Genomic DNA, 11,758 nt, shown 5'->3' on the forward strand with positions numbered 1-11,758 from the left:
ACAGCGGATTCCGGAGCTCATGAATGGTGGGACAACGACCAGTTGCCTTCATAAGAGACAAGGACCGCAAGCCACCATGACCATTACCGCCGCAGTTCTTGTTATTGTTTCAGCGGTCATGCACGCCGGCTGGAACCTGTTTTCAAAATCGCAATCTCCCACCGTCGGCTTTTTCCAGCTGGCAACCCTGGGAACCATCTTCTGGTTTTCACCTGTATTTTTCATGACCGCAGGCCTCATAACCAAAATACCGTTCACCTTGTGGGGGATTTTATTCGTCTCAGGACTGTTTCAGGCCATCTATTACACCGGGCTCGCCAGCGCCTATGCACGGGGCGCACTCTCCATCGCATACCCGCTGGCCCGTTCGCTTCCGCTGCTGTTCGTTCTGGGGCTCACATTTGGCACAGGACGCGGCAGCGATCTTTCAGTTCCGGCAATCGCCGGCATGGCAGCCATCGTTGCAGGCGCCATTATCCTGCCCATGAACAGTTTCAATGACTTCAGGTTCGCCAATTATTTTAACGCGTCCTGCGCTTTCGCCTCGATGGCCGCCATCGGTACCGCCGGATATTCGTTTGCCGACGATATCGGCATGCACATGCTCAAACTCGTCACCGACGATGCCGCAGGATGGATGCGGGCGCTGCTCTATCTTCTGCTGGAATGCATATTCACCGCTTTCTGGCTCCTGATCCTCATGCTGGTTACCCCACGGTCAACAGCCAAATTTGGCAGCCAGTGGCGGCGACTGCTCAAGCCGGGACTGATGACCGGGCTTGCCATCGGCGCCACCTACGGCATAATCCTGCTGGCGATGACCCACGCCAGAAATGTTAGCTATGTTGTCGGCCTGCGCCAACTGTCCATCCCCCTCGGGACCATTATGGGGGTGGTCATTCTCAGGGAACGAGGCTCCCTTCCCCGCTTTGTCGGCGTTGCCGTTCTGTTCACGGGTCTTGTTCTTGTTGCCCTCGGATAGAGCTGGAATCAGGCTCGGACCTGATGTTGCCAAAGTTTCGCTCCACCGCCTCCTTTGCCAGCCAAAGGGACAGATGGTAGAAAAATACGGCCATAATCTCTGTATAAACTTCACTCAATTCATCAATCTGCTCCGGCTGGACCTTGTCCTTGGTATCGTACACAAAACCCTTGCCACCCTGACCATGATCTCATGGAGAATATCCCGTACTTCTTTTAGACCAGCACGCCGAAACCCGCGCTCACAGGAAATGCCAAGCCTTCTTATCTCCCTGATAACCCGGCCGATAGTCAGATCGTGATGTGAATACGCCTTTTGATCGCCGACGACTTCCGCAGTGATAAGCTCCCAATGCTCACTTGCACGGTGATTTCTATCAGCTCTTTTATTCTCACGTCCGTCCCTGTTCTGATCTCCTGAGTACGCGGCTGTCCCTCCGGTTGCCTGAAACTGCCGGCGTTAATTAGTGTTTTTGAACCCTACAGGAGAGAATGTACAGATATTATAAATTATGTTTCACTGGAAAAAATACTTGACCAATGACATAATACATAGTAGCAATATGCATACTGCAAGTCTGCAATACATGAAAAAGATTATTTCCGGAGTCAGCAACATCCGACTCATCCAGCAGATTTTCTGTAAGGAGATTCTTTGGCAATGACTTCTCGCATACAGCCCGTATCCGGATTCCTGTTTTACACTTCTCCCTTTCCCTAAGCCTGAGATATATCGGCGCGGCCACGCACGCCGGCCTTTAAACCGACGATAACCGCTGTACCGCACAACCGTTTCGGCAGGAATTCTACCCCTGTCATAAGATGAAAACCATCAACGGGAGACAAACATGGCATACATTGACACTTTTACTGGATTCAACATTCTGGCTGTCGTCGGCCTGATGTTGGTTATCGGGGTGGTCCTTAGGGCAAAAATCAAGGTATTGCAGAATTTTCTGATACCGGCAGCCATTATCGGCGGCGCCATCGGTTTCATCCTGGTCAACACCGGTGTCATCCCCTTTGAACCCAAGCAGTTTGTTAATTTCAGCATGCACGCCTTCATCATCAGCTTCATGTCCCTCTGTCTGACCAACAAGGCTGCTGACGAACCGGAAACAGACAAGAAAGAGTATCTGCGGGGCAGCCTGTGGATGTCGTTTATATGGGCGGGAAGTTGCGGGCTGCAGGCCGTTGTCGGCGGTCTGCTCTTAGTCGCCTACAACAAGGTAACCGGCTCGAGCTTTTCCGAGATGTTCGGCTACATCGCAACCCACGGGTTCACCCAGGGTCCCGGACAGGGCCTGGCCTACGGCAAGATGTGGGCCAACCTCGGAGGGTCAGCCGATCTACCCATCGTCGGACTGATCTATGCCAACGTCGGTTTCATATTTGCCTTTATAATAGGGGTGCCACTAGCCAGATTTTTCATAAAACAGGGTAAAAACGCCAACCAAAAAGCCAATATCGAGCAGGAGTACCTCGTCGGCATTTTACAGGACAAGAGTGGCAGCTCGATGGGACACGAAAAAACCCACCCTGCCAACATCGACACCCTGGCGTTTCAGCTATCGATCCTCTTTATCTGTTACGGCATCACCTTCTTGTATATGAAATATGCCCTGGTTCACCTTAAAGGTCTTCCGGTTGTCGGGGTTTTGAGCTCGTGGGGACTGTTCTTCTTTCATGGTCTTGTCGTTGCGACCCTCGTCAGGCTGTTCATCAACAAGATCGGGCTTGGCCATATGCTGAGCGTCAGGCTGCAGAAACATATCACCGGCGCCGCCGTTGACGTATTGCTCGTCGCCTCTTTCATGAGTGTCAGTTTTCAGGTACTGGTCAGCTACCTGGGACCGATAATCGTCATTTCCATAGGGATCCTTGCGGCAACATTTTTCTATATCTGGTTTTTCGGCAGGAAACTCTCTCATCTCGGCCCGGAGAGAATGATCGCTCAGCTGGGATGCTGTACCGGCGCAACCGGCAACGGACTGTTGCTCTTGCGAATCCTGGACCCTGACTATTCAACCGGAGTCTCCCTGGAGCTTGCTTTTTTCAATATCGCAATTCTTTTTACCGCCGCTGTTCCCATGTTTGTCATCGCACCCAATGTGCCGAACATGGGTTTTTTGAGCATCATCGGCTATTACGCCCTGTACACCCTGTTCTGTTTCGGGGTCGTATGGTACTTCGGCAGCCAGAAAGATACCGCAATATCGACCGGTAAAACCTCCGCACCATCCATACCGGCCGAGCAATAATATGTAAATAGAGAAAATTCCTTCTACACCCGGAGAAGACACAATGAGTAAAAAAACACTATACAGCGGCGGCACCGTCTATACCATGGACAGTTCATCGGTGCGGGCGGAAGCGGTTCTGGTGGAAGACGGCGTGATCAAAGCGGTCGGCAGCAAGTCCGAGCTCAGCGATCTGGCGGACGTCCACACCCGCAAAGTTGATCTTGACGGCGGCTTTCTGGTGCCCGGCTTCATCGAGAGCCATAACCACCTTTCACTTTACGCGTTTTTTCTCGATCACTGCAACCTGGGCGGCGGCGCCTGTGAAACCATCGACGACGTAGTGCAGCTGCTGCGCGCCCACGGTGCTGCGACCAGGGATTCGGCCTTTATCATCGGCTACGGCTACGACGACACCTACACCCCGTCGGTGCACCATCTCACCAAAGATGACCTGGACAGGGTCTCCACCACACGGCCGGTTGCAGTATACCATATGTCAGGGCACGTGGGTTACGTGAACAGCAAGGCGATGGAGTTGCTTGGCATTACTGGAGAAACCAAAGCCCCGGAAGGCGGCTGGATCGAACGAGACGAGAGCGGCAACCCCACCGGCAAACTCGAGGAAATGGCCTGGTTTCATCTGGTAACGGACAAGCTGGACACGCCTACCGACCCGGCAAAGATCCAGGCGCTTATCAAAAAAAGCGTAAAGGAATTCAACCGGTACGGGGTCGTAGGTGTTCATGACGCCGCAATCGGTGTCGCCGGAACCGGGGCGAGTGTCCTTGCCGCCTATAACAGGCTAGAACAGATGGGGGAATTGGATATCAGGGCGTTTTTGTCCACCATGGTTCAATCCTCGGCTGACTTTGTACCGGAACAGGTCGACGGGGTGGGAATGGGCAGGAAGAGAGTCGTGGTTGGCGGAATAAAACTGTTTGTCGACGGTTCTATCCAGGCCAATACCGCCGCGATGCTCGCCCCATACAGGAACAGGCCCGGTTTCAGCGGAGAGCTGGTCGTGGACAAAAGTGAACTGGAACAAGCGGTTCTCAAGTATCATGCCAACGGCGACCACATCTCGATTCACGCCAACGGGGATGCGGCCATCGAGCTGGTCGTCTCCGCCTTCGAAAAGGCCCAGAGACAACATTACCGGCCAGACCCGCGGCACATGGTGATTCACTGCCAGACCGCCCACAGATCCCACATTGACAGAATGAAGGATGCCGGTGTGATTCCAAGTTTTTTCGGTATGCATGTCCACTACTACGGCGACCGGCACGTGGATACGTTTCTTGGGGAGGAGCGGGCGTCGAGGATCAACCCCTGTGGCGACGCGGCCAGGGCCGGACTGGACTTCACCCTGCACACCGATACGCCGGTGATGCCGCCATGGACCATGGAGTCAATCGCCACTGCGGTAGCAAGAAAAACCAGCAGCGGCAGAGTCCTGGGTGAGGAGCAGAAAATCAGCCCGCATATGGCTCTGGCGGCCTATACGACCATGGCGGCCAAATGCTCCTACTCCGAGAACGACAGGGGATCCATTACCCCCGGCAAGCTGGCCGACTTCACCCTTCTCTCTGCTGACATTACCCGGTGTGAACCGGAAGCGATAAAGGATACCGCCATTTTCAAAACCATCATTGAGGATAAAACGGTTTACGAAGCGTAACGCGCTGTAATTAACCGGTGCGCCTAGCACCATATCGCCGCACCACGTTCATGGCTTTTGCCATCATATGTATTGCTGCCGCCTGCATCAGGGAAAGAGCGTTGCCCCTCTCTGATGCAGGCGGCAGCAATGTTTGCAGCTGTCTGCGGTACGAACTGCTTACTCATGAAGAGATGGCGCGGGTGAGACTGATACCGAGCTTTTTCATTTTACTCCTCAGGGTGCTGGGGTTGATATTGAGCAGCCTGGCGGCACCGCGCTTACCGTAGATACGGTTATCAGAGCGGTGCAACGCCTCCAGGATATGCTGACGGACATGTTCGTCAAACTCCAGGAACTCAGCTTTCTTCTGCTCCGGTTCAGGCGGAGTTGTCCCCGGACCGGTCTCCCTTTTTAGCCCTTCAAACTCCAGGAACCCTTCCTGCCGTCTGCCCAGATAGCGGATCAGGGCCTGTTCCACTTTATTCTCCAGCTCCCGGACATTTCCCGGCCATCTGTACTGTTTCAGAAGCGCCATGCTTCCTGCAGCCAGTTCCGGTATGGCGTGAATTCCCAACTCCTTCGATTTGCGGTCCAGAAAGTATGTAACGAGGGCGGGAATGTCCTCTCTGCGCTGACGAAGAGGGGGGATGGTTATAGGAAAGACATTGAGACGAAACAGAAGATCCTCGCGAAAGTCGCCTTTACGCACCATTTCCTCCAGATTCCTGTTGGTAGCTGCAATAACCCTGGCGTCGACGGTAAGAGTGCTGGTTCCGCCGACCCTTTCGAACTCACGGTTCTGCAGGACCCGTAACAGTCTTACCTGGGCCTGCTGGGGTAATTCGCCTATTTCATCAAGCAGGATGGTGCCTTTATCTGCACGCTCGAACCGTCCGCGCTTCATGTTGATTGCCCCGGTGAAGGCACCCTTTTCGTGGCCGAAGAGCTCACTGTCGATGAGCTGGTCGGGAATAGCCCCGCAGTTGACCTTTATAAAAGGGCCCTGGCTGCGGGGCGAAGAAAAATGGATGGCGTTGGCGATCACTTCCTTGCCCGCCCCAGTTTCACCAAGCAGGAGTACCGGTCTGTCAAGTGAGGCAATCTGATTGACCGACTCGACCACCGCCTTTAACCCGAAACCCGCACCGATGATCTGATCTCCGGATAGCCGCAGCATCTCCCGGTGAAGAAATCGGTTGTCGTCTGCCAGCAGTTCGTTGAGCTTAACCACCTCCCGGTGTTCCATGGCATTGGACATGGCGATTGCGAACGGATGATGGAGAAGGTTGTAGAAATGGGCGTCAGTCTCGGTATAAGCGTTTGTTTTTAGGGTGTAGAGATTGAGAATGCCGATTTGTCTTTCATCTATTATCAGCGGCATTACCAGAAAAGACATGTCAATCGAGCCGAGACTGTCAGCAATGATGCGGGCTATGGGATGCTCTTTCGGTTCATTTCTGATGAGAACCTTTTCCTGCTGGAGTTCCTCTATCTCGCTTGTGCACTCTTCTCCAATGATGGGAATGAGTGTATCGATTGACCGCGACCCGGCCAGGGAAGAATGAATAAGAGGCTGTACGATCTCTTTGTTCATGTCCAGGCGGGCAAAAAACATCCCGTCTGCCGGCATAACGTTTCGTAAAAATTTCAAACAGTTCCTGATACCATTTTCCAGATCCAGAGTCCCGCAGATGCGGAGTGTTATTTCCCTGAAAAAATCATTCTCTTCCATCTCTTTGGCGTCCTCCTTTTTTACCCGTCGCCTACGGCAACTACCATTATGCGCTTAATATAGTGATATCGCGAAATAGAGTGATAAGTCACGTGATATTTCGTGATACTGGCAAAATGCTCGGCACCAATACCTGAAAACCATGCAAATACATCATGGTAAAACATGGCATCTTTTTTGCTGATCCAGAATAAGAGTCCCTTACCTATGCTCTTGAACAGACAGCATGGATAAATTTGTAAAAGACCGGATGGGAAAACAGTCATCCGGGAAACATATGGAAATATTTACGGGAAGGTTTCCGTAAAACCAGGAGGTAGGCATGAAGCAGGAAGAAAAAGATACAATGAGATTTGACCGGCGTCAATTCGGTAAGATTATAGGTGGCCTCGGGGTTGCCGCCGCAGGAATGGCACTGGGCTCCGCTCAACTGGGCCATGCAGAAGAAAAAAACCCGGTAACCGGCCGCATGGTGCAGCCGGTTCCGGACGGCCCCCACCAGGTGGATACGGCACGCTACCAACGGTTCAACGGCAAGAACATGGCGTTTAACATCAATTCCCGTGAACTTGGGGAAAACTGGCTGACGGTGATGAAGAAAAATGCTGTCGCAAATATAAAAAAAGGCTACGGCGCAAAAGAGATCCAGCTGGGCTCTCCCGCAAAAGCGCGCTCCGAGGCGGCTTTCTTCCTGGCCCTGGACCGGATGAACGAAATCACCGGCACCCATGGCGAGAACATGGAAAACAAAGAGGCCCTCAGCTGGAACAGCGACCATGACTTCCCCCTCCCCCCCACCCAGCGTGATCCGGAAATACTCACCCAACAGGTGAAACTTATGGCCAGACTGGCCGGTGCCGACCTGGTGGGAATCTGCAGGCTTGATCGTCGCTGGATCTACTCTGAAGTGCAGCGTAACGGACTCTCGTCCGGTCCGGCCATAACCAAGGAAATTGTCTTCAAGGGCCGTAAACCAAAAGAGACGGAACGGCAGCTGATTATCCCGGAGGACTGCCGGTATGCGATAGTCATGGCCTTTGCCCAGAATCGCCGGATGGTGCAGACATCCCCCTCCATGTTGTCCATGGCTGCGACCTTTCAGGGCTATTCAAGGATGGGGTTTGCCACCATAACCCTTGCCGAGTATATCCGCATGGAAGGTTATACCGCTCTGCCGTGTAAAAACGATACAGGCCTTAGCGTGCCGATGGCAGTTGACGCAGGTCTCGGTGAGGTGGGCAGGCATTCCATCCTGATAACTCCGGAATTCGGTCCCAACGTGCGCCTCGCCAAAGTCATAACCAACATGCCGCTTATTCCCGACAACCCCATTGAATTCGGGGTTCAGGAGTTTTGCAAGAGTTGCAAGAAATGCGCCCGGGAATGTCCGTCAAAATCGATCACCGAGGGAGACAAGGGCTGGGAAGGCAAAAGCGAATGCAACAATGCAGGAGTCTTCAAATATCACAATGATCTGAAGAAATGCCATCTCTACTGGGTGGAAAACGGCAGCAGCTGCATGAATTGTGTCGCCGTCTGTCCCTTTACCAAGGGTGCTATGGTAACCCACGATATCACACGAAACCTGATCAACCACGCACCATGGATGAACTCCATCTGGCTCAATCTCGACGACACGTTCGGCTACGGTGAACCGAGATCGCACCGGGAGATCATGGAAATGCAGACGGGGAGTTATGGACTTGATCCTCGCCATTTTGAACGCACGGTCGGTTAACCCGAACAGATCGATCTTTTTCTGTAAAAATGTTCACAAAATTATTCGGGATTAAGAGAGGCAGATTCATGGAAATCAGATTTACCATAACAAAACAAACGATTACAGACAATATGCTAACCATTTTCTGCTGGCTCAACACCATTGCAGGACTCTACTTCGTCGTCGAAAGCTTCAGGGAGTTTGAGTCCACGGCGGCCTACATCTTTCTTGGCTGGGCAGTGATGTTTTTTCTTTTCTGGCTATTCTTGTTCTTCAGAAAGACGATGAAAAGATCGGCTGGCGGCGTCTTGAACAATCAACGGTAACCCCAAGCCATGAACAGCATCGGATTGAGCAGGCGCTCATTTTTAAGATATGGCATGCAGGCGGGGGCTGCCATAGGACTCTGTTCTGGGCTGAGCCTTGTCTCTGTCGCCTCTACTCCTCTGAGGCCTCCCGGGGTTGCCGCCGGAGCCGACATGGCCGCCAGCTGCATCAGATGCGGGAACTGTGTCGAGGTCTGCCCGGCCAGGGCCCTTGAGCAAAAGGATATCAGTCTTGATATCAGGAATACCGGCACCCCGGTCCTCAATCCGAACCGGGGCGGCTGCACCGCCTGGAAAGAGCCTTGCGGCAAATGTGCCGAGGTTTGTCCGACCGGAGCTCTTGACAAAAAACTCCCGCTTGAAAGCCAGGTACTTGGCACGGCGTCCATCCGGGAAGAGGGGTGTGTGAACTGTATGCTCTGCTTCGAAAAATGTCCGGTCCAGGGGGCGGTGCTTTTCCCCAATCCGGATGGTCCGCCGTATACACGCGCCTATGACATTCCGAGCGGGATGAAGATGAAATACGCGAAAACCAAACCGTATATCAAGGATGACCGCTGCGTGGGGTGCGGCCTCTGCGCCCATTATTGTCCGGTGAAGGTGATTGACGTCAAACCCGTCTGACCTCGATGTTTCACCAGTCCGATGCCCCCATGGTCGAGGCATAAAGAACCAGGATAATGAACCTATACATTAAAAAAACCAGACTGTCGATCCGGGCTGCGGTGTTGGCGGGATTTGTTATGGCCGCCCTCTGGGGTCTTCCCGTCTCCAACTGCAGCATCAAAATCGGCCACCTACGGCTGGTATTTCCGACAGGCTTTGTGGAAAACAGTCTACTCAGTCACGGAGTCAGAATGGAACTGGTACCAGGAATGATGATCATCGGGTTGCTGCTGCTTCTCTTCGGCCGCTTTTACTGCTCCTGGATCTGTTCGGCCTCCTCCGTGCACCAACTTGCCGAACCTGTTTTATATAGGCCGATTGTTGGAAGACGGGTTCCGTGGCTGAAACGATTCTTTCTTACTCCTTGCGAAGGTGTCAGCAAAAAACTGAATCTTGGCTATGGTGACGGGCTTGCCATCTTTTTGGGATTGGTTGCGGGAGTCGCTCTCTTTGATTTTCCGTTTTTTACCATCTTCAGCCCCATGGGTCTTGTCTCGCGCAATGTCATCGAACTTGCGGTTCACAAAAGGCTGCGATACGACCTGCTGTTACTGGCAGGGCCGCTTCTGGTCGGCCTCTTTTTTAGACACGGCTGGAAAACCTGCTGCCCGGACGGGCTGATGCAGCGCTTTGTCGCGAGCTGGAACAAAACTCTTTTGCCAGAGGTGGACCCAACGGCCTGTAACGGCTGTGCAAAATGCCGAAGAACCTGCCCCGCAGGTCTTTTAGCCGAAGACACAGTCAGACTGGCCGGCGATTGCCTCAAATGTCTGCAGTGTATCGAAATCTGCCCGAACCATGCGGTGCACCTCAGGCTGTTTCCCAGAAAAACCAGAACACCAATCCCGTCTAAATTATCGCCAGGACGGCGTGTATAACCACCGTCCTGGCTTTTGTACCCACACACCGTCATATTCTGCGAATACTGCGGGACTGCCGGGGATGTGGGTAAAGAATTAGGAAGTAAGGGGTTACAGGCCTCTTGACTTTTCCAAGTAAGCCTTAAGGTCTCTGTCCAAGTCACCCGGAATCATCATTTCCGGACGACCGGCCAGGATTTCCTTGTACTTTTTGTTGGCCCTTGAAAGAATACTGTTTTTGCCGTCCCTGTCCCAGTTATCATAGGAACGCCAGTCCGACACCGAGGGAAGCCACTGGCTCCTGAACCGCTTGAAGGTATCAGCATGAGACAGGTAAGAACCCCCGGGCCCCACCTCTTTCATGACCTCAAGGGAAATTTCGCTATCGGACGTATCCACTCCTTCGCAGATACGAATGACCCGGCTCATCATCTCTTCATCGATGATGAACTTCTCGTAGGATATGGTCATGATAGCATCCAGGACACCGAAAACCTGCTCGACCATATGACCGCCGGTCATCATTCCCATCAGCATATTCTGCATGGTTTCATAGCCGGCCTGAATATCTACCTCCTTGGAGTTCGTCATGCCGGCCATTATCCTGGTCGGAACCTTGTAAAAATCGATAGCCATCTGCAGGCAGGCAGAATTGATGAGAAACTGCTCGGGCGGCGCGTAGGTGCAGATAGCCGTCCGCATATCCGCCATCGTCGACGCAGGGCAATATACCGTAGGATTGCCTGGGCTTATCAACTGTATCAGCGCAGTGCCGGCCAACACTTCCGTATTCTGCTGGACGATACTGCCAAACAGGCTCATGGGAGAAGTTACCCCGGCCATGGCACAAGGCAGCAGATAAACAGGCTGTTTTTTGGTGGCATAGGCGAGTATGGTGTCCAGGGTCTCCGTCGCGTATTTAAGCGGACTGAGCGGATTGGTACTCACCCCGATACAGTAGTTGTCGCGGAGATAATCTTCACCAAAAACCATCTCCATCATGTGCAGCGACTGTTCTGCTTTCCTGGTTACGGTACAGCTGCCTATCACCGGCTTATCGGTATGTTTGATGGTTTCGTAAAGCATAAAGAGGGCACGCTCGGAGGCCGCCACGTCATCCGGGGCCACCGGTGTTGCCCCGGTCAGCTTCACGATATCACTTGCCTGGGAGAGTTTCTGAAAATTAGCAAAATCCTCTAGCAACCCGCGGCGTTTGCCTCTATCCATATCCTCACAGAAGACGCAGCCCACATTGGGGTGAGGGGCAATGCCGTCTCCAATTGTAACGGACTGCTGGTCGTTTCTTGCCACATGACGATACACCGCCGGCGCCAGGTTCATGGCCGTTTCCGCCATGGAACCCGATATGTACACGGTGTTTCCTTCTACCCTGGCCCCGTGTTTTTTAAAGATCTCCAGGACCTCTTCATGTTCAAAGATTATGCCGGTGGTCTCAAGAAGCTCAATGCTTGCCTCATGAATTCGAGGAAGGTCAGCGTCTCCGACGATCTTGGTCCGGGGCAGCCTGCGTGTAGCGGAGCTGCAAAATGTATTCGAAGTAAACATAGTA

General features: G+C 52.9%; 10 protein-coding genes. 7 read left to right on the forward strand and 3 right to left on the reverse strand.

Translation table 11 applies throughout. The annotated features are described in order from the left end of the window. Positions 1–19 precede the first annotated feature (19 nt). The 3 genes from BLQ17_RS12245 (at position 20) to BLQ17_RS12260 (ending at position 4,902) form a co-directional block, all read left to right on the forward strand. On the forward strand, positions 20–982 hold the full coding sequence (locus tag BLQ17_RS12245) for an EamA family transporter (protein ID WP_143005499.1): 963 nt from the start codon (positions 20–22) through the stop codon (positions 980–982). An 847-nt stretch (positions 983–1,829) separates the two neighbouring features. Continuing rightward, the gene (locus tag BLQ17_RS12255; protein WP_092223238.1) at positions 1,830–3,242 is read left to right on the forward strand and encodes a sodium/glutamate symporter; all 1,413 of its coding nucleotides are present in this window, start codon (positions 1,830–1,832) and stop codon (positions 3,240–3,242) included. Positions 3,243–3,285: 43 nt separating this feature from the next. Further along, a complete protein-coding gene (locus tag BLQ17_RS12260) occupies positions 3,286–4,902 on the forward strand; it encodes an amidohydrolase (protein WP_092223240.1) in 1,617 nt (538 codons plus the stop codon). A 163-nt stretch (positions 4,903–5,065) separates the two neighbouring features. On the opposite strand, the gene BLQ17_RS12265 is transcribed toward BLQ17_RS12260, so the two are convergent. Further along, positions 5,066–6,616: a sigma-54-dependent Fis family transcriptional regulator gene (locus tag BLQ17_RS12265; protein ID WP_092223242.1), complete on the reverse strand. Its 1,551-nt coding sequence runs from the start codon at positions 6,614–6,616 to the stop codon at positions 5,066–5,068. 322 nt (positions 6,617–6,938) lie between these two features. On the opposite strand from BLQ17_RS12265, the gene BLQ17_RS12275 reads away from it, so the two are divergent. The 3 genes from BLQ17_RS12275 (at position 6,939) to BLQ17_RS12285 (ending at position 9,286) form a co-directional block, all read left to right on the forward strand. Next, on the forward strand, positions 6,939–8,354 hold the full coding sequence (locus BLQ17_RS12275; protein WP_092223248.1) for a reductive dehalogenase: 1,416 nt from the start codon (positions 6,939–6,941) through the stop codon (positions 8,352–8,354). Between the two features lie 68 nt (positions 8,355–8,422). Next, positions 8,423–8,662 (forward strand): hypothetical protein, encoded by a 240-nt coding sequence (locus tag BLQ17_RS12280; RefSeq protein WP_143005500.1) that lies wholly within the window; start codon positions 8,423–8,425, stop codon positions 8,660–8,662. A gap of 9 nt (positions 8,663–8,671) precedes the next feature. Continuing rightward, positions 8,672–9,286, forward strand: coding sequence for a 4Fe-4S dicluster domain-containing protein (locus tag BLQ17_RS12285; RefSeq protein WP_092223250.1), 615 nt, complete (start codon positions 8,672–8,674; stop codon positions 9,284–9,286). 10 nt (positions 9,287–9,296) lie between these two features. On the opposite strand, the gene BLQ17_RS22625 is transcribed toward BLQ17_RS12285, so the two are convergent. Continuing rightward, positions 9,297–9,449, reverse strand: coding sequence for a hypothetical protein (locus BLQ17_RS22625; protein ID WP_176761202.1), 153 nt, complete (start codon positions 9,447–9,449; stop codon positions 9,297–9,299). Between the two features lie 70 nt (positions 9,450–9,519). Between BLQ17_RS22625 and BLQ17_RS12290 the strand changes: the two genes are divergently transcribed. Then, a complete protein-coding gene (locus BLQ17_RS12290; RefSeq protein ID WP_176761203.1) occupies positions 9,520–10,206 on the forward strand; it encodes a 4Fe-4S binding protein in 687 nt (228 codons plus the stop codon). Positions 10,207–10,299: 93 nt separating this feature from the next. On the opposite strand, the gene BLQ17_RS12295 is transcribed toward BLQ17_RS12290, so the two are convergent. Then, complete coding sequence (locus BLQ17_RS12295) at positions 10,300–11,754, reverse strand: trimethylamine methyltransferase family protein (RefSeq protein WP_092223253.1); 1,455 nt, start codon at positions 11,752–11,754, stop codon at positions 10,300–10,302. Positions 11,755–11,758 lie beyond the last annotated feature (4 nt).

This window comes from Desulforhopalus singaporensis (assembly GCF_900104445.1).
GTDB classification, from domain to species: Bacteria; Desulfobacterota; Desulfobulbia; order Desulfobulbales; family Desulfocapsaceae; genus Desulforhopalus_A; species Desulforhopalus_A singaporensis.